A 16987-nucleotide genomic window follows, 5' to 3' on the forward strand; every position below is an offset into this window, starting at 1 on the left:
ATTAAGCAAATACAGATGTTAATACAGGAACTACTTGCTTTTTACGTGATACAACGCCTTCTAAGACAGCTGTATTGTTTTCAAGCGTTACGTTGTATGCTTCTTCTACTTTTAAAGCAGCAGAACCTAATGCTAATGCAGTAGAGTTGCTGTTTAAAATATCTGTAACAACTAAAAGGAATAATTGTAATCCTTTTTCTTCGATTGTTTTAGTAATAGCTTCTTCCAATTCAACTTTGCGCACTAAAACGTCGTTTACGTCAATTGCATTCACTTGAGCAATTTCTACTTTGCTTGTACCCATGCTGAATTCTTTAGCATCTAATGAAATTAATTGTGAAGCTGTTTTATCGCCTAAGTCAGCTCCAGCTTTCAGCATTGCTAATCCGTACTCTTCTGCATCTACGCCTGCAATTTCGGCTAATTCTTTAGCAGCTGCAACGTCTTGGTCTGTGCAAGTTGGTGACTTGAATAATAAAGAATCAGAAATGATAGCTGATAGCATAAGACCTGCGATGTTAGGTTCGATTTCTACGCCGTTTTCTTTATACATCTTGTTTAAGATCGTTGCCGTACATCCAACTGGCTCTGCACGATAGTATAGAGGATCTGCTGTTTCGAAGTTAGCAATACGGTGATGATCAATTACTTCAAGCACACGAACTTGATCAATATCGTTTGCACTTTGCTGGCGTTCGTTGTGGTCCACTAAAATAACTTCATTTGTTTCTTTAGATACTTCATCAACGAAACGTGGTAGTTCAGCGTTGAACTTTTCAAGAGCAAATTGCGTTTCACCGTTAATATCCCCTAATCGAATTGGTTCAGCGTCTACACCTAATTTATTCTTTAAATCAGCGTATGCAATTGCAGAACAGATTGTATCTGTGTCAGGATTTTTATGTCCAAAAATTAACGTCTTTGCCATCTTAAATCTCTCTCCTTCTTACGTATGTAAATAGCATTCTTGCGTAAAGTTAGTTAATTCGTTCACGCAACATTGCCATTTTAACATAAACTTTTACATTATTTTAATTTTTTTGCGAAAAATGATGTTCATCCGCAGATATTTTGCCATTTTGTATCTTTCCCATAGTAAAAACACCTCTATTTCCGATATAAATAGAGGGTTTTATACGCTCATTATATAAAAGTTAGCGATAAAACACAAGCTCTCTATCTATCACTTGATAGATAACTTAAACGCAGTATCTTGCCACTTTTGATAAAGAAAAAGTAGAACAGCAATAACCATCATTAGTACAAATAATAAAAAATGATTCATTTCCTTGAGTGTATAAATGTCTAGTTTTTCAAAGATAGGACTCATGACAAGTGCTTGAAATAAATCGAAAGCTGCATTGATAATCATAAACATCCAAAAGCCAGGATAGGTAAAATAAAAAATAAAAAGCGTGCCTATTATAAATATGCCAAAAGGAAAAGGCGTCATATTAACAAAGAAAAAAAGAGTTTTATTCACTTCCCACCAGTTAAAGCGATCTGCAATTTGAAAAACCATCGTTAACAATACCACTCCGAATAGTGATACAGCCATATACCGCTTTACTCGCTCTTTATCCACTGCAAAAAGCAATAGCCAAGGACCGATAAAAAACACCCACATTACAATTTGCGCCATGAACATTCCACCTTTCATTTCAAAAAAGAGAATATACATTATTCTGTCCTTATTTGTGTAAAACAACCAAAAAAAGCACCCCATATGAAGGGGTGCTTTTTTTGGGTTATCGTCGCAGTGTAAAATCGAAATGTTCATTTACTTTAGCTCCTAGCTCTTCAAGAAACTGCTGAGCAGTCATTTCCTCTACGCTTTGGGTATACCAAGCAAGCTGAGATTTTTTATGAACATTGTTGTGATATACATCTCTTGACCAATATGTTTTTGATCGGTATGTATAATTAAAGTGAATGAATAGTTCACTCCCGTCTGGACACTGCAACAATACGCGGTAATGTGGATTACGACGATTTTTATCTAAACTCATTTCTTTGATCTGCGCTAACATTATTCACCTCTAAAGCCATTACTTGATCATTTAAAGGTAAATGCCACACCACACTATGTCCTAGCTCTGCCATCAACTAGAAAATCATATATTTTCTAAAATTCTACACGATATAGGACAAAAGAGGAAGAGATAATTTATTGGTGGACGTGTAAAGTTTCATATAAATCTTTTAGCTGCTCAGGGTATTGAGACCTTACGTAATAACCCGTAGGACGGTGCTCGATTAAATGAGAAGCAAATAAATAGCCGATGAGCACGTGCATTTGTTCACCTGAGGTTTCTTGGTTTAATTCTCTTTCGAGTCGTTCAGCTAAGTGTGAAGCCAGCTGTTTAATTTTTTCATCATGTGATAAAAAAAGCATTTTGTTCTCCCCTTATAACGAATAAGTAATGCTGTGAATTTCAATAAAGACAAAGTATCGCTTTTATAAGGATAATTATATTTTATTTTACAATAAAAGTATATAAATAGTTCTAAATATTCAAAAAATAACTTGTTTCTTTTGGACTATTCGGCAACAAATAAAAAAAGAAGCGGGAGCTGTCCCGCTTCTTTTACGTAAAAAGATATTCGATTATCGAAATTTATTCTACTTCCACTGCCCAGCCGAATGGATCTTCCGCTGTACCATTTTGAATACCTGTTAGAGTGTCATACAGTTTTTGTGACACTTCTCCCGTGTTTCCACCGTTGAGGACCATTTTCTCGTTATTCCAAAATAGTTCGCCAATTGGAGAAATAACTGCAGCTGTACCTGTTCCAAATGCCTCTTCTAGTTTGCCTTCGGAATAAGCTTGCTGAATTTCTTCCATAGAAATACGGCGCTCAGTTACAGGCATATCCCAATGTTTTAACAGCTCAATGATCGATTTACGCGTAATTCCTTCCAAAATGCTTCCGTTCACAGATGGCGTTACTACTTCTCCATCGATTTTGAAGAAAATATTCATGCTTCCTACTTCTTCAATGTACTTGCGTTCAACTCCGTCTAACCACAGTACTTGTGAATATCCTTTTGAGTCAGAAAGCTGCTGAGCTTTTAAGCTTGAAGCATAGTTTCCGCCTGTTTTAGCCGTTCCTGTCCCTCCGGCTACAGCACGAACAAATTCGCTTTCAACCGCAATTTTTACAGGAGCAATCCCTTCTTTGTAATATGAACCAACTGGAGAAAGAATAATGATAAATTGATAGCGGTCAGACGGCGCTACTCCTAAGTAAGGCTCTGTTGCGATGACAAACGGGCGAATGTATAGTGATGTACCTTCAGCAGTAGGAATCCATTCGCGGTCAATTTTAATCAGCTGTTTTAACGCTTCTAGCGCTAAGTCTTCATCAACATGAGGAATACAAAGACGATCATTTGATTTATTTAAACGTTTGAAGTTCTCATCTGGTCTAAATAATAATACTTGCTCTTTTTTTGTTACATATGCTTTTAGTCCTTCAAAAACAGACTGCCCGTAATGAAAGATCATGGATGCCGGATCTAATGTGATAGGTTGATAAGGTACAATACGAGCATCGTGCCATCCTTGGCCTTCTGTATAATCCATAATGAACATATGGTCCGTAAAGACTTTCCCGAATTGCAATTGATCAGATTGCGGCTTTTCTTTTTTTGTTTGACTTAGTGTTACATCGATTGAATAAGTTGTCATAGTTGTTTCTCCTTGCTCTTTATATTTACGGGTTTTGCGCTTAAACCTCTATATAAGTTACATTGTACAACTTTAGGGAAGCGTGTCACAATAGTTAGAGACGAAAAATTCTAAAAATTTTATAAAAATTATAAAGAAATAGCACCTAATCAAATTAAGTGCTGAACTGAAAAGGTTTTCTTTCTGAAAAAACTATTTCTACATTTTATTTACAACTATTTATAAACCAATTTTCACTCGAAGCTTTTCATCTTGTATTGAAAATTGTTTGATTTTCCCCACTGGAATGACCTTCACTTTATCAATTTCATTGAGATTGATATGAATTTGTTTTTCTTCATACGTAGTAACAGGCGGCTTGTGAAAAATTCGATAGTTGATCCAATTTTGATTAAGAGGTTTCATTTCATGGATTTTGAATAGAAGCGTACGTTCTTTTGCCTCAAGGGGTTCTAGCACAATGGAAAATGGAATTCTCACCAGAAATTTTTTAATAATTCCATTCACGTGAATATAGGAGTCTTGAAATGAAATAGAAAATTGCTGAATTTGATCTTGCTTTGTCATTTGTTTTTGAAAAATTCGCATGAGCATAGAAGCGGATATAGGAACGGTTACCCCGCTTTCAGCCATCTTTTCTTTCATTTTTGCCTGCACATCATCACTAATTACATCGTTTAGCTTTCTCTGTACCCAATCCTTCATGGTGCACCTCCGCTATGAAGTTATCTTGCTGTTTCCTCTAACGCACGAATTGAAGCTGTTAAATGGTTTGACACGTCCTCAAGGCGATCCTTTGTCAGTTTATCTTCCCCAAGGTAGATAGGTTTTCCAAAGGAGATAACAATAGGATCCTTCGAAAATAGTTCTTTTACATTTGCAGGTCCTTTGTAAACTGCGGGTACAATAGGAACCTTTGCCATGCTCGCTATAGTGACTGCCCCTCTTTTCAGAGGAACGTCTTCCTTTGTTCGCGTGCCGCTAGGGAAAATCCCGACGATATGTCCTTCTTTTGCTAATTTAATAGGTATTTTAATGCTGCTGGGTCCCGGGTTGTTACGATCTACTGGGAATGCGTTAAGTTTTTTTAATACATTACTAGTGAGTATATGATTAAAAAGCTCCTTTTTTGCCATAAAATGAATTTGGTGAGGCAAAATAGCCGCACCAAGCGCTACAACGTCTACCCATCCCTTATGCGAACAAGCGATCACAAAACCTGTGTCTGTTGGTAAAAACTCTTTATTCCTTATGTAAAGCTTACCTCTTCTTTTTAATAAAAATTTACATGCGTGAGCCGCAAGATTATACATAAACATTTCCTCTTCCCTCTATTATTTGAAAATATATACAAAATTATATCACTTGATATTAATATCTGGTACTAAAAAATAAATGTAACATCTTTTTACACGATAGCTTACCTGCTTCTCTGTATATTGTAAAAAAGTAGATATTGAAACCTCTGTTTTTGGTCAACTTGACTAATGACATCCCTTAAAAAACATTTTACTATTAATGTATCATTCTAAATGTAATATTTATTAACATTACATGTGATATAATTAAAGGAGGTTTTTAGGTGGATAACCAAAATCGACCGTTTCGACTAGCTTCATTGGGATTACAGCACGTACTCGCTATGTATGCGGGTGCCATTCTCGTTCCGCTGATGGTAGGACGCGCATTAAATTTAAATGCACATGACTTAGCCTATCTCGTAGCCATTGATTTACTGACCTGCGGACTAGCTACGCTGCTGCAGGCTTGGACGAACAGGTGGTTTGGGATTGGTCTTCCTGTTGTACTTGGAAGCTCATTTGTAGCGGTGACTCCTATGATTGCAATTGGAACTCAATATGGAATTAGTGCCGTTTACGGAGCGATTATTGCCGGTGGTATTTTCATCGTACTGGCAGCAAGTTTTTTAGGCAAAATTATTAAATTTTTCCCTCCCGTTGTCACGGGAACGGTTGTGACGATGATTGGTTTATCGCTTGTACCATCCGCCGTCCGAAATATGGCAGGAGGAGTGGGAAGCAAAGATTTTGGTTCTCTTTCTAATCTTCTTCTTTCTTTTGGTGTTCTAGCGCTTATTTTAATTTTAAATCGATTTTTCAGCGGTGTTCTTCGTTCTCTTTCTGTGTTGATTGGAATTGTAGTTGGAACAATAGCCGCTGTATTAATGGGAAAAGTTGATTTTGCTAATTTTAATGAAGCTTTTTGGCTGCACATTCCCACTCCTTTTTATTTCGGGATGCCTACTTTTGAAATCGGCCCTATTTTAACAATGATTCTCGTATGCTTGGTCATTATCATTGAGTCTACAGGCGTATTTTTAGCGTTAGGAAAGCTGTGTGATCGGGAATTAACGGAAAAAGATTTTACAAAAGGCTACCGTGCAGAAGGAATCGCCATTGTCCTTGGAGGGCTATTTAATGCTTTCCCTTACAATACATTCGCTCAGAATGTAGGACTGGTTCAATTATCGAAAGTAAAAACAAAAAATGTAGTGGTAGTAGCCGGCTTCATTCTCATATTACTGGGGCTTGTTCCGAAAATCGCTGCTTTTACAACCATTATTCCCACCCCTGTTTTAGGAGGAGCAATGGTCGTGTTGTTTGGTTTAGTTATTTCATCAGGCATCAAAATGCTAAGTGCTGTTGATTTGTCCAAACAAGAAAATTTGCTGATTATTGCGTGTTCTCTTTCACTCGGCCTTGGTGTAACGGTGGTACCTGATCTATTCGCTCAGCTCCCAAATGCTTTGCGCGTAATTGTAAGCGATGGAGTTATTACGGGAAGTTTAGCTGCCATTTTATTAAATCTCTTTTTTAACGCATCAATTGAACGAAAAGTACCTTCTGTCTCTTTAGAGAAGACCGATTATTCAGAAATATAATAAAGGTGGTGTAGTATGAATAACGTATCTGTGCAGTATGTAAATCAGCTTAGCAAGAAGCATTTTGTTTCACTAGTTGGTGATATATTTGAACATTCACCTTGGGTTGCAGAAGAGGCTTATTCTAAAGGTCCTTTCTCTTCCGTTGAACAACTTCATGCTATGATGAAAGAAATTGTAGCGCAAGCGTCTGTAGAAAAACAGCTGAAGCTGCTGCAAGCTCATCCAAATCTAGGTGAAAATATTGCCATGACATCTGCTTCTACTGAAGAACAAACCAAAGCAGGCTTACAAAACTTAACGCAAGATGAGTATGAACAGTTTTCTTCTCTTAATGGAACGTATATGGAGAAGTTTCCGTTTCCTTTTATTTTGGCAGTACGAGGTAAACAAAAAGAAGATATATACGAGGCAATGCAAAGTCGTTTACTAAATACCGAGCAAACGGAGTTTGATACAGCATTAGAAGAAGTATATAAGATTGCTTTCTTTCGCTTAACTGATAAAATCATTGAAGATAAGGGGACAAAGAAACGAGCATGACTAAAATCACAACGCATATTTTAGATCTTACCCACGGATGTCCGGCTGCTTTTGTCAAAGTTGATTTTTATCATATTCAGTCGGAAAGTAAACGAATAAAAATTTCACACGGTACTACAAATGAAGACGGGAGGTTAGTAACTCCGCTCTTCTCTTCTGAAGAGTTTGAATCAGGAGATTACGAACTTCTGTTTCATATCGGGGAATATTATAAAAAAAAAGAAGTCCAAACAACAAATCCGCCCTTTTTAAATCAAGTTTCTGTTCGAGTCGGATTGTCTTCTGAACAAGAACATTATCACGTCCCTTTACTTGTGTCACCGTGGGGATACCAAATTTATAGAGGAAGTTAAAAAAAGAAACGGCGTCTTTAAACGTCGTTTCTTTTTTAGTTCAGCAATTTAGACATATAGTACTCATCAATAAACAAACCGCCAATCCGGAGTGAATGTTTTTTTGTTCCTTCAATTTCGAATCCTACTTTATCATATAAAGAAAGAGCCTTTTCATGCTGTATAGCGACTGTCAGTTCAAGACGATGAATATGATGTTCTCTCGCCCATTCTTCAAGTGCACCGATTAAAGCCGTCCCAATTCCTTGATTTTGAAACGTCTTTCGAATGCCTAATGTCAAAGAAGCGATGTGAGCGTTTCGGTTAGCTCCCCCCCCTGTTGCAGCTATATATCCCACAAGCATCTCGCTTTCTTCTGCTACAATAATCGTAGAGTTTGGCTGTTGCTTAAAGATTTCGATGTTTTTCTCCTGCTGATCTGTACTCAGCTTTCGCTCTCCGCTTTCAAACAGCATAAACTTACTTTCTTCTTCAATCTGTTTAAGCAAATCTACAAAGTTTGCAGCATCATGTAATTCTAGTTCTCTAATTTCCATGCTGATCCCCCTTTTTCTGTGTCCCTTTTGTTTGTATATGTATTGGTTCACCTTTATAAAATATAGCTTTACAGTTTCTTACGAAAAATACGACTTTTTAAGAAGTGGGAGTAGAACAAAAAACCTACTAATCTCCCTTTTTTTGAAATACTTTTTTTCCTTTGTATAATTTTAAATCACTTATCAACTTCTGTAAATTTTTTAGATTCCCTCTTTTGATTTCCATTTATCTTCCTTTTCTATAGGTTTGATTTTGATCTAAGGAGACCTTTTATAAAAAACGCATGACTATTATCCTGTTTTTTGTGAAGAAAGAAAGCAATAAATGTAATTTCACTTGTAATCGTTTAGAATAGAAAAAGTGGAAATTTTATGTACCTATCCTCCTTAATTATTGGTCTGTGAAAGGAAATTATTATGAAAGTACAACCCGCAAAATGTGGTGTATATGTCTTAAGCGGTCTAGGAGCTGTTATTGTGTTCTTCTTACTTTTACTTAAGAACAGTGCTTTCTTTCTAGAGGAAGAATACGATCAAAACAAACCTGAAGCTGCGCTTGCGGTCAACGAACATACCTATCACCTTCACAAAGGTTCTATTAACTGGTCAAACGGCCGTTCAACAACAAAAAAAGAAATAAATGTATATGATTTATATACATACATATCGCAGCAAAAAAGCATACCATTGAAGCAGCAGCAATCAGTTAAGCTCCATTTTTCGAATTTAGACGGTGCTTATATTCGTAGTGTGAGTGTGCATATATGGAGAGATAACGGTGAAAAAACCAAGCTGTTTGTCAAAAATAATGAATTTGAGGTTCCTAAAAATCAAGGTTTGTACGTTGTTGATATTGCAATTAACTCTACAAGAGGAACCATGCAATATGCGGCAAATGTGCAAATACAGTAAGTTTTTATATATTTACGTTTGGTCGAGAAAATCGGATAAGAAAACTCTTGTTGCAAGCAGGAAACGATGTGTGGAATAAAAAAGAAATATTAAAAATATAGTGAAAGCATTCAAATAACAGCCCTTAACTTTTTCAGAAAATAATCCCACAAAAAAAGAGAGCGCTAGCGCTCTCTTTTTTATAAAATGAAAAAGACGTCCACGCAGGACGTCTTTGATGCGTTTGTGGCGGGGACCGTGTGACCACATTCACACGTTTAGCTCGAAAGCATGTCCTTCGACTTACACAAATTAGCTCATCGCTTTATTAATATAACATCCGCCACAGAAAAAAGCAATCAATTTTTAAATAGTTTTTTCTATTTATACATATTTCACGAGAATCCACAAAATAATATGCATGCGTAGCTATTCACTTTCTACATTTCGAGTCTATTTTAACTCATGTACGAATATACTAATAGACCAACCTATGCGCAGTTTTTGAAAAAGGATGTGAATAGCTTGTTTCAAATCACTGATTTCCCTGAATTTTCATGGTCGTACTCCAGGCATAAAATGGTCACAGAGTGCAAACGGAAGTATGCCTATCATTATTATGTCTCACATAACGGATGGCTTGACAGCGCTTCTGCTCAGTCTCAGAGCGCTTATCGTCTAAAAAAGGTTTCCACTTTATCTATGTACGCCGGACAAGCCGTTCGTCAAGTGATTACAGAGGCCATTTCTGACTATACCTCTACACAGATTGTTCCGGATGAACAGAACTTAACGGAGAAAGCGCAGCAGCTACTAAATAACGCACTGCGTGATTCTACTGACTATGGAGAGCTTTGGTATCATAAGCCCGCTCAGTATAAGATGCTTTTAGAATTCTACGAAAACGGCTATATTTCTAAAGAAGATCTTAAAGACATGCAAAAACGGGTACAAATTTGTGTACATCACTTTTTACAAAGTAAATCGCTTGGCGACATCGTATCTTCCCCTTTTTTAGAAGTGGAGCCCCACCAGTCGTTTCGTTCTATAAATGTGTACGATCATAAAGTATATGCGCCTTTTCATTCTCTTTTTAAAAATCCAGTCACAGACGAATTTACGATTGTTGATTGGAAAACAAGTAAACAAACAAAAGATGATTTGTTTCAACTGGCGATATACGCCCTCTACGTGCTAGCCGAATATAATATTTCCGTTGATCAGATAAAAGTCCGGAACGAATACTTACTTTCAGGCAGTGCGCGTACGTATCAGCTTACTCTTCACGAAATTGAAGCTGTTCTTCAGCAAGTTGATACAAGCATTGATTATATGAAAACTTTTTTGGGAGACTCAGAGGTAAATCAGCCTCTTCCGCTTGAGCATTTCCCTCAAACAGATATGCCTGCCTCCTGTCACGGCTGTGCATTTAAAGAATTGTGCCAAACGGGATGAAAAACAGCTGAAGATGATCTATATTTTTTGCTAAACTTTTTTATTGTCAAAAGAACCTTTGCTAGCATATAATTTGCATTAAGGAAACATTTTATACTTCATATAAAAAAATTAGCTTGGGCTATTTATTGTTCACCAAAGAAAGGAGCACTAGACATGAAAGATCAAAACGGCAGTAAAGCATTATCGGCTATGCAGCTAAGTGCTCAAGACGTATTGTCGGGTAAAACAAAAGGAATTAAGCGATTATTGCCTTTCTTAGGGCCTGCTTTTATCGCAGCGGTTGCTTATATTGACCCAGGTAATTTTGCTACTAACATTGCAGCGGGCTCTCAATACGGATACATGCTGCTTTGGGTTGTATTAATTTCTAACTTAATGGCTGTCTTAATTCAATCGTTATCAGCTAAATTAGGGATTGCGACGGGCTTGAATTTACCCGAGATAGCACAGGAACACTTCCCGTCCTTCGTTTCTTTTGGGCTTTGGATACAAGGGGAATTGGTCATTATGGCGACGGATTTAGCAGAATTTATCGGGGCTGCTCTTGGAATTTATTTATTATTTCATATTCCTTTGTTCCCAGCTGCACTTATCGCAGCGGTAGGTTCTTTTGCTATTTTAGAGTTACAAAGACGAGGTGTTCGACTGCTAGAAGCAGTGATTGCAGCGATGGTTTTTATTGTGGTATTAGCTTTTGGGACTCAAATGTTTCTTGCGCATCCAGACGGCGCAAGTGTTGTCCACGGCTTATTTGTCCCTCAGTTTCATGGGACAGACAGCGTGCTGTTAGCTTCTGGGATTTTAGGTGCTACAGTTATGCCACACGCGATTTATTTGCACTCAGCTCTTACGCAGCGCCGCGTGGTAGGAACTACAGAATCAGAGAAAAAAGCGATTTTCCGCTTTGAATTTATCGATATTGTGATTGCCATGATTATCGCTGGTGCAATTAATGCAAGCATGCTGATTGTCGCAGCCGCTCTGTTCTTTAAAAACGGACTAAACGTGCAAGATTTGGACGTGGCTTTTACACAATTTGAACATTTAATTGGTCCCTTTGCAGCTATTGCGTTCGGAGTTGGATTATTATCTTCAGGACTTTCAAGTTCTTCGGTCGGGACAATGTCTGGAGACGTCATCATGCAAGGATTTATCAAACGCAGAATCCCTTTATATCTTCGCCGGTTCATTACAATTATTCCGCCGCTTTTGATTATCGGATTGGGCGTAAATCCAACAAGTGCACTAGTTGTCAGTCAAGTTATTTTATCGTTCGGAATTGCATTTGCGCTCGTTCCTCTTATCATGTTTACAAGCAACAAAAAAATCATGGGCGGATTGGTTAATCATAAAGCTACAACGGCTGTAGCTTGGGTGATAGCTGCATTAGTCATTTGTTTAAATCTCTTTTTGGTTTATCAAACGATAGCATAGCAAACTAAACAACTTACCCAAATAGTGTTTTTAAAAGAAGAAAAAAAGCAAAAAAAGAGACCTCATTTGTTAGGCTGCATCTAACTTTTTGAGGTCTCTTTTTTAGTATTCTTTTATTAAACCATAGCAAAAATGAAATAGACGAGAGTTCCAATAATGGCCGACAGTACTAAGCAACCCAGTGGATATAAATAAGAGTAGTTTTCTTTACGGATTGAAAGAATGCGATCAACAATAAAAATAAGAATGACGCCCAGCATTCCGAATTCAAACATTAATAACCCAAAAATGGCGTGAAACATGAATGACATGATAAAATCAATTTTTTTACTACGGTCTTTTACAAAAGCACTGACTAATAAATCAACGATAACCGTGCCTAACGTCCCCATTATTAAAAAGAAGGGTGTAAAAAATAAAAGGTATAAAGGAAATAAATCAATGAAATGCGGACTGGTTTTTTTAATAGAAAAATTGGGAATTGACTCTTTTATACCTGGCATAAAACAAAAAAGTAAAGTAAAAAGAAACGCAGCTGTAATAGCGGCTGATAGCTTTCTATTCAAATGCATGTTTATTTTTTTATTACTAAATTCAGTAGTTGTTTTTGTATGTTTATGATTCATATGTCTTTAACGTGATGTACGCACCTTTTCCTTTCTCATAACTTTGTTATTTATATTTTATGTCTATCTTTTGTTACCAGCAGTTACAATGATACACGTTCTTTTTGAACTTGACTACACTAACGCGTTTTATGTCTATTCTCTTTTTCTTTTTATGTCTATCGTTTGCTCCGCTTCCCTTGTATATTCCTTCTTTTGATTCAGGAGTTGTAGTATCGTTTGCTCTTTCTATGAGAAACAAGATGGTTTTTACAAAAAAACGCCTTCTTTTTTTATAAAACAAAAGACAGGCATTTTTTTGTATGTAATTAATAATCTTGTTTGGCTTCTTCAAACTTAAACACATCCGCTCGTTCTGATTGCTGTGTAATTAATAGGTTATACGTATGGTTGGCCTTTTTTGGAATTTTAAATGCAACATCGAGGTTAAGTGGTTCATCGTCAGATAGTGACGGTGATGAAAAAGCTGTCCACAGGGTGTGCGGGGTTTCTGTCGATAAATTTCCTCCATCAGACGGTTCGTAGGTTTGATAAGTTGCTGTGTCTTGTAATGTAAGCGTCGTGTCGTTTAATACTACAGTCGAATGTTCATTAGGTGTTCGCTGAAACTGAACGGATACGACAATGTAATGGGTGTTTACTTGTTTAGCTCCTTTAACAGGATAAAATTGCGCATCCGTTGTGGACACATAATATTGACCGTGTTTTGATCGTTCTCCAAATGCTAATCGATCATCGGTTTCATCTTCTTGAGCTACCCGACTTACAGGGGCCATCGTTTCATCGGCTGCTGAAATGGTGTCTGCTCCAGGGGCATGTTTAGGTTGAGTGTTTTTATAAGTGACGTGCGTATCGCCTTGTTTGTCTTCACAAGCGGCGAGACTTGTGAACAAAGCAGCCCCTATAAGGCTTCTGGTAACTATTTTCTTCATGTTATTCCTCCAATGACTAGTCTATATACTATGCTACATGGTATTTATCTAGGAATAAAGGATAATATTGGTGCAATGTGAATGAAGTCAGTGAGATTTGGAACGGATATAGAACCTTCAAAGACTGCTGTGCTTATTTTTACAACAAAAAAGAGACGATTTACGCCTCTTTTTTGTTTGTTCATATTATGAATTTAGTTCATCTAAAATTGAATGCAGTTCACTTAAATGGGTAATTTCATAAGTAGGAATGACTTCATTTCGCTCTTTATCGTGACGATTAATCCATACAGATTTCATTCCAACACGAGAAGAACCCAGTATATCTGTCATTAAATTATCTCCAACCATAATCGCTTCATCTTTCTTTAAATCCATAAGTGATAAAGCATGGTCGAAAATAGATGGATCAGGCTTACCTCGGCCAAATGCACCTGAAATCACAATCTCATCAAAATATGGAACTAGTTCTGATGTAATATCTAATTTGGTATTTTGTAAGTCAGGTGAACCGTTTGTTAACAGCAGCAGCTTGTACTTTCCTTTTAATTTATCAAGCACTTCAAACGTTTCCTCGTATACAAACGGTGTTTTGCGGCGCTCTAACGGAAAACGCTCAGCTAGCTCTGCTCCAAAAGCATCGTCGTGAATTCCTAGAGTACGAAGACCTCGAGTCCAAGCTTCTTTGCGATAAGCAGGAACAATATCTTTCATTTTGCGGAATTCATCATGATCGTCTAAAAAATTTCCCCATAATCCTTCAAATGGATTAATGCCAATCATTTGCGTAAACTCATAGGTTTCATACGAAGCATATAATTCTCTTGCTTCCTTACGCACCGCTTCTTCTAGTTCTTCAGGTTTTAAATTATATTTCTCACTTGCATATGTACAGGTTGCAACGAATGCTTCTTTTACGCTTTTTTGGTCCCAAAGTAGCGTGTCGTCTAAGTCGAAAAATACCGCTTTAATCATGGATGTGTGTACCCCCTACTGTTTTTGAAAAAGTTTAACTATTCTTACACTAGATTACAAGGATACACACAATAAGTCTAGTGTATTTGCGATTTATTCTGTAAATTTATTTTTATCAAGCGTCCTCTTTACAAACAAATTTACAGAAATAAAAACAGCTGATATAATCACAGCATGTATGTATGCAGGAGGTTTTATATGGAATCGTTAGAAGAAATGTTCGGCATTCCCACCGTTCGTACAAGTAAGCGCTTAAGCAGAGTAGTTGCCGCACGCTTGCGTCCTTTTGGGATTACACCAGAACAGTGGACCGTTTTAAAACGCGTATCAGAATCTGAATATAGTACGCAGAAACAATTAGCTGAACGAGCGGATAAAGATCAAGCGACGCTGACTAAAATTTTAGATTTACTAGAAAAGCAAAATTGGATTCAGCGTATCAGAAATCCAGAAGATCGCCGCTCGTTTTTTATTCAAATAACAGAAGACGGCCTGCGTTTAAAAGCAGAAGTAACGCCTGCTGTGGAGCAGGTATTTTTCGAATTAACGTCCGAATTAAACGAGCAGCAGGTGAAAATTTATACCGAAACTTTACAAAAACTTGAATACCGCGCCGAACAATTGCTTCAAGACACAGAAGACCTGCGTTAAATGCCCAAAACCCCACAGCTAACATTCTGCGGGGTTTTACACGTAGTTGGCGATGCATAGCACTTCTTTGATTTTTGAAATCACTTGTTTGGTTTCATCTGTTAAAGAGGTGAATTTAAACGCGATGGATTCTGCATTTGGATTAATGAAGGGTTCTTTGTTCGTGTCTTTGCGGTAGTCTTCAATTTGTTCTAAACAATATTTTAAAATAAACGACAAGTTCGCACGTCGAAATCTCAAACTGACGGTAGAAGGCCATCTTTTTTGAAACTGATTGCTTCCCTCATACTGAATCGCTCCGATGTAGCGTTCTCCGGATAAAAAAGATTCTTTGCTTCTATATAGCTGAACGGTTTGGGCTGTTCCGCTCCAGTCAATATAAATACCTGCTGTTTCACAAACTTCGTATATGTAATGAAAAAGCTCCGTTACTTCTCCGAAATGGTAGTGAAGCGGATGTTTAGCCGTCATAGGTAGCTCCCTCCTTTATCGACTTTCTACCATTATATTGTAGGAAAAGTAACTTATTCATTTATACAACTTATTTCATACGCATAAGCAGTAAAAATGAAAATATATGTTTTTTAGTTTACATAAAAATATTATAAGTAATTAGCGATAACCCGATTTTCGAAACGCGTCGTATACCGTATCTTCTTGAAGTTTTTCAAGATAAATGTTCGTTGTAGCAATAGAAGAATGCCCTACTACTTGTTTCACAACCGCAAGCGGAACGTCATTAGCTAAACTATTTGTAATAAAGGTATGACGAAACCAATGAGGAGAAATAGATTCGTTTCCTTTTACTTTATAAACAGCTGATTTAATCGTTCGATACAACGTTGTATAGGACAGTCGCTTCTTTTCCCCGGTACGATAGTACTCTTTAATGGAATAAAAAAGGGGTTCGGTGTCAAAAGGACTTAGTTCAGTGCTTTCATTTAACATTTGCCGGTAAGCGAAAAGCGTTTCTTTCACATCATCAAACACGGGAATCGTTCGTTCTTTTTTTCCTTTACCAATCACATCTACAACCAGATTTCCTCGGCGGTCTTCGCGGAAGCTTCCCCAATTTAAACTCAGCAGTTCACTTGAACGCATTCCGCTCATATACAAAAGCATTCCCATTAAGCGATTGCGCACTTTAAATTCCTTTTCATGCTGACGAATGCGCACGACTGATTCTAACGCATTTACAATCACCTGGGCTTCGCGGTCGGTTAGCTCTCGGTACTCGGTGCGGTTTTGTTTTTCCTTGTCGCTGTAATGTCCCTTAGCAATAGATGGTTTTTCAATCCACGTCGTATACAGCGAAGGATAAAAATGAGTAGCGTGTCCAAACTCTAGCATTCTTCTAAAAAATTCTAGCTTTCTTGCAGCGGTGCGATTGGCATATTGATTCATCATTTCTTCATTAAATAATTTGACTTCCATAAATCCAATCGATTTTAATGTAATCTCTCGTTCGTAGAAAAAAGACAGAATCGTTTTCATGTCTTGATTGTAAGATCTGATTGTATGAGGAGAAAGTGATTTTTTGATAATACGCATTGAAAAAAAGAGCTGAATAAATTCTTCATCTGAAACGTGCTTTAAATTCAAGTTGTTATCTTCATCTAACAGTTCTGCTTCTTCCCACTGCTCTTTTAGCTGGCGAAACGAATTTTTAACAGGCGACAATTCAAATTCTTCCACTTTATCCCTCCTAATGATTAAAAATAAATACATGTCTTTTAAATGATTCAAAATGGAGTATAACGAACTTTTATTAATCCACAACAAATACCATTAAAAATTTTTAAAAACCTTTCAAAACTCAATTTAAAAAGCCGGTTTTTTAAAGATTTTAATAAAAAAATCCATTATATGTAAAATAAATTCTGTTTTCTGCTTATTTATCTACTTTATCATACGAACGCTTGATAAGGAAGAGTTATCTTGCGTTAGTATGATAAAGTGTTTTTTTAAAAAAAGCTTCTTTCTAAGGATATGCT

At 36.9% G+C, this 16987-nt stretch carries 20 protein-coding genes; 7 read left to right on the top strand and 13 right to left on the bottom strand.

Annotated features, from left to right (window positions below; translation table 11 throughout):
* Nucleotide 1: 1 nt before the first annotated feature.
* The 7 genes from LJC66_RS12760 to LJC66_RS12790 all read right to left on the bottom strand — a co-directional run bounded on the left by LJC66_RS12760 (nucleotide 2) and on the right by LJC66_RS12790 (nucleotide 5005).
* Nucleotides 2–928 carry a manganese-dependent inorganic pyrophosphatase gene (locus tag LJC66_RS12760; RefSeq protein ID WP_195696933.1) on the bottom strand — a complete coding sequence of 309 codons (927 nt, stop codon included), beginning with the start codon at nucleotides 926–928 and terminating at the stop codon, nucleotides 2–4.
* A 255-nt stretch (nucleotides 929–1183) separates the two neighbouring features.
* Nucleotides 1184–1642, bottom strand: a complete 459-nt coding sequence (locus tag LJC66_RS12765; RefSeq protein ID WP_013083333.1) for a hypothetical protein — start codon at nucleotides 1640–1642, stop codon at nucleotides 1184–1186.
* Nucleotides 1643–1748: 106 nt separating this feature from the next.
* The gene (locus LJC66_RS12770; protein WP_195696932.1) at nucleotides 1749–2030 is read right to left on the bottom strand and encodes a hypothetical protein; all 282 of its coding nucleotides are present in this window, start codon (nucleotides 2028–2030) and stop codon (nucleotides 1749–1751) included.
* 137 nt (nucleotides 2031–2167) lie between these two features.
* Nucleotides 2168–2395: a hypothetical protein gene (locus tag LJC66_RS12775; RefSeq protein ID WP_098658324.1), complete on the bottom strand. Its 228-nt coding sequence runs from the start codon at nucleotides 2393–2395 to the stop codon at nucleotides 2168–2170.
* A 223-nt stretch (nucleotides 2396–2618) separates the two neighbouring features.
* Nucleotides 2619–3692: a branched-chain amino acid aminotransferase gene (locus LJC66_RS12780; RefSeq protein ID WP_195696931.1), complete on the bottom strand. Its 1074-nt coding sequence runs from the start codon at nucleotides 3690–3692 to the stop codon at nucleotides 2619–2621.
* Between the two features lie 219 nt (nucleotides 3693–3911).
* Nucleotides 3912–4397, bottom strand: coding sequence for a hypothetical protein (locus LJC66_RS12785; RefSeq protein ID WP_013057211.1), 486 nt, complete (start codon nucleotides 4395–4397; stop codon nucleotides 3912–3914).
* A 20-nt stretch (nucleotides 4398–4417) separates the two neighbouring features.
* On the bottom strand, nucleotides 4418–5005 hold the full coding sequence (locus tag LJC66_RS12790) for a lysophospholipid acyltransferase family protein (protein ID WP_195696930.1): 588 nt from the start codon (nucleotides 5003–5005) through the stop codon (nucleotides 4418–4420).
* A gap of 269 nt (nucleotides 5006–5274) precedes the next feature.
* Here LJC66_RS12790 and LJC66_RS12795 point away from each other — a divergent pair, with 269 nt between their 5' ends.
* The 3 genes from LJC66_RS12795 to uraH are packed head-to-tail and all read left to right on the top strand — an operon-like array spanning nucleotide 5275 to nucleotide 7490.
* Nucleotides 5275–6594: a nucleobase:cation symporter-2 family protein gene (locus LJC66_RS12795; RefSeq protein WP_308280728.1), complete on the top strand. Its 1320-nt coding sequence runs from the start codon at nucleotides 5275–5277 to the stop codon at nucleotides 6592–6594.
* A 15-nt stretch (nucleotides 6595–6609) separates the two neighbouring features.
* Nucleotides 6610–7137, top strand: coding sequence for a 2-oxo-4-hydroxy-4-carboxy-5-ureidoimidazoline decarboxylase (uraD, locus tag LJC66_RS12800; RefSeq protein ID WP_195696928.1), 528 nt, complete (start codon nucleotides 6610–6612; stop codon nucleotides 7135–7137).
* On the top strand, nucleotides 7134–7490 hold the full coding sequence (gene uraH, locus LJC66_RS12805; RefSeq protein WP_195696927.1) for a hydroxyisourate hydrolase: 357 nt from the start codon (nucleotides 7134–7136) through the stop codon (nucleotides 7488–7490). The genes uraD and uraH overlap by 4 nt, the downstream gene beginning before the upstream one ends.
* A 35-nt stretch (nucleotides 7491–7525) precedes the next feature.
* Here the strand turns inward: uraH and LJC66_RS12810 are convergent, their stop codons facing one another.
* Nucleotides 7526–8026 (bottom strand): GNAT family N-acetyltransferase, encoded by a 501-nt coding sequence (locus LJC66_RS12810; protein ID WP_195696926.1) that lies wholly within the window; start codon nucleotides 8024–8026, stop codon nucleotides 7526–7528.
* Nucleotides 8027–8443: 417 nt separating this feature from the next.
* Here LJC66_RS12810 and LJC66_RS12815 point away from each other — a divergent pair, with 417 nt between their 5' ends.
* From LJC66_RS12815 to LJC66_RS12825, 3 genes are all read left to right on the top strand, one after another.
* The gene (locus LJC66_RS12815; RefSeq protein WP_230932689.1) at nucleotides 8444–8938 is read left to right on the top strand and encodes a hypothetical protein; all 495 of its coding nucleotides are present in this window, start codon (nucleotides 8444–8446) and stop codon (nucleotides 8936–8938) included.
* A gap of 495 nt (nucleotides 8939–9433) precedes the next feature.
* Complete coding sequence (locus LJC66_RS12820; RefSeq protein WP_230932824.1) at nucleotides 9434–10372, top strand: PD-(D/E)XK nuclease family protein; 939 nt, start codon at nucleotides 9434–9436, stop codon at nucleotides 10370–10372.
* A 156-nt stretch (nucleotides 10373–10528) separates the two neighbouring features.
* Nucleotides 10529–11809, top strand: coding sequence for an Nramp family divalent metal transporter (locus LJC66_RS12825; RefSeq protein WP_230932690.1), 1281 nt, complete (start codon nucleotides 10529–10531; stop codon nucleotides 11807–11809).
* Nucleotides 11810–11925: 116 nt separating this feature from the next.
* On the opposite strand, the gene LJC66_RS12830 is transcribed toward LJC66_RS12825, so the two are convergent.
* The 3 genes from LJC66_RS12830 to LJC66_RS12840 form a co-directional block, all read right to left on the bottom strand.
* Nucleotides 11926–12435 (bottom strand): hypothetical protein, encoded by a 510-nt coding sequence (locus LJC66_RS12830; protein ID WP_195696922.1) that lies wholly within the window; start codon nucleotides 12433–12435, stop codon nucleotides 11926–11928.
* Nucleotides 12436–12743: 308 nt separating this feature from the next.
* Nucleotides 12744–13367, bottom strand: coding sequence for a hypothetical protein (locus LJC66_RS12835; protein WP_230932691.1), 624 nt, complete (start codon nucleotides 13365–13367; stop codon nucleotides 12744–12746).
* 186 nt (nucleotides 13368–13553) lie between these two features.
* A complete protein-coding gene (locus LJC66_RS12840) occupies nucleotides 13554–14342 on the bottom strand; it encodes an HAD family hydrolase (protein WP_195696920.1) in 789 nt (262 codons plus the stop codon).
* A 198-nt stretch (nucleotides 14343–14540) separates the two neighbouring features.
* Here LJC66_RS12840 and LJC66_RS12845 point away from each other — a divergent pair, with 198 nt between their 5' ends.
* The gene (locus LJC66_RS12845) at nucleotides 14541–14993 is read left to right on the top strand and encodes a MarR family winged helix-turn-helix transcriptional regulator (RefSeq protein WP_230932692.1); all 453 of its coding nucleotides are present in this window, start codon (nucleotides 14541–14543) and stop codon (nucleotides 14991–14993) included.
* Nucleotides 14994–15029: 36 nt separating this feature from the next.
* On the opposite strand, the gene LJC66_RS12850 is transcribed toward LJC66_RS12845, so the two are convergent.
* Together LJC66_RS12850 and LJC66_RS12855 are read right to left on the bottom strand one after the other, a co-directional pair.
* The gene (locus LJC66_RS12850) at nucleotides 15030–15464 is read right to left on the bottom strand and encodes a hypothetical protein (protein ID WP_013083346.1); all 435 of its coding nucleotides are present in this window, start codon (nucleotides 15462–15464) and stop codon (nucleotides 15030–15032) included.
* Nucleotides 15465–15605: 141 nt separating this feature from the next.
* Nucleotides 15606–16688 carry a tyrosine-type recombinase/integrase gene (locus LJC66_RS12855; RefSeq protein ID WP_195696918.1) on the bottom strand — a complete coding sequence of 361 codons (1083 nt, stop codon included), beginning with the start codon at nucleotides 16686–16688 and terminating at the stop codon, nucleotides 15606–15608.
* Nucleotides 16689–16987 lie beyond the last annotated feature (299 nt).

The sequence above is a fragment of the Priestia sp. TSO9 genome (assembly GCF_021029645.1).
GTDB classification, from domain to species: Bacteria; Bacillota; Bacilli; order Bacillales; family Bacillaceae_H; genus Priestia; species Priestia megaterium_E.

What these genes read in the sequence shown, in the direction of transcription:
- LJC66_RS12770 (WP_195696932.1), bottom strand. Translation starts at nt 2,030, where the DNA reads ATGTTAGCGCAGATCAAAGAAATGAGTTTAGATAAAAATCGTCGTAAT.
- LJC66_RS12775 (WP_098658324.1), bottom strand. Translation starts at nt 2,395, where the DNA reads ATGCTTTTTTTATCACATGATGAAAAAATTAAACAGCTGGCTTCACAC.
- uraH (WP_195696927.1), top strand. Translation starts at nt 7,134, where the DNA reads ATGACTAAAATCACAACGCATATTTTAGATCTTACCCACGGATGTCCG.
- LJC66_RS12790 (WP_195696930.1), bottom strand. Translation starts at nt 5,005, where the DNA reads ATGTATAATCTTGCGGCTCACGCATGTAAATTTTTATTAAAAAGAAGA.
- LJC66_RS12780 (WP_195696931.1), bottom strand. Translation starts at nt 3,692, where the DNA reads ATGACAACTTATTCAATCGATGTAACACTAAGTCAAACAAAAAAAGAA.
- LJC66_RS12845 (WP_230932692.1), top strand. Translation starts at nt 14,541, where the DNA reads ATGGAATCGTTAGAAGAAATGTTCGGCATTCCCACCGTTCGTACAAGT.
- LJC66_RS12830 (WP_195696922.1), bottom strand. Translation starts at nt 12,435, where the DNA reads ATGAATCATAAACATACAAAAACAACTACTGAATTTAGTAATAAAAAA.
- LJC66_RS12765 (WP_013083333.1), bottom strand. Translation starts at nt 1,642, where the DNA reads ATGGCGCAAATTGTAATGTGGGTGTTTTTTATCGGTCCTTGGCTATTG.
- uraD (WP_195696928.1), top strand. Translation starts at nt 6,610, where the DNA reads ATGAATAACGTATCTGTGCAGTATGTAAATCAGCTTAGCAAGAAGCAT.
- LJC66_RS12850 (WP_013083346.1), bottom strand. Translation starts at nt 15,464, where the DNA reads ATGACGGCTAAACATCCGCTTCACTACCATTTCGGAGAAGTAACGGAG.
- LJC66_RS12840 (WP_195696920.1), bottom strand. Translation starts at nt 14,342, where the DNA reads ATGATTAAAGCGGTATTTTTCGACTTAGACGACACGCTACTTTGGGAC.
- LJC66_RS12760 (WP_195696933.1), bottom strand. Translation starts at nt 928, where the DNA reads ATGGCAAAGACGTTAATTTTTGGACATAAAAATCCTGACACAGATACA.
- LJC66_RS12815 (WP_230932689.1), top strand. Translation starts at nt 8,444, where the DNA reads ATGAAAGTACAACCCGCAAAATGTGGTGTATATGTCTTAAGCGGTCTA.
- LJC66_RS12835 (WP_230932691.1), bottom strand. Translation starts at nt 13,367, where the DNA reads ATGAAGAAAATAGTTACCAGAAGCCTTATAGGGGCTGCTTTGTTCACA.
- LJC66_RS12810 (WP_195696926.1), bottom strand. Translation starts at nt 8,026, where the DNA reads ATGGAAATTAGAGAACTAGAATTACATGATGCTGCAAACTTTGTAGAT.
- LJC66_RS12785 (WP_013057211.1), bottom strand. Translation starts at nt 4,397, where the DNA reads ATGAAGGATTGGGTACAGAGAAAGCTAAACGATGTAATTAGTGATGAT.
- LJC66_RS12825 (WP_230932690.1), top strand. Translation starts at nt 10,529, where the DNA reads ATGAAAGATCAAAACGGCAGTAAAGCATTATCGGCTATGCAGCTAAGT.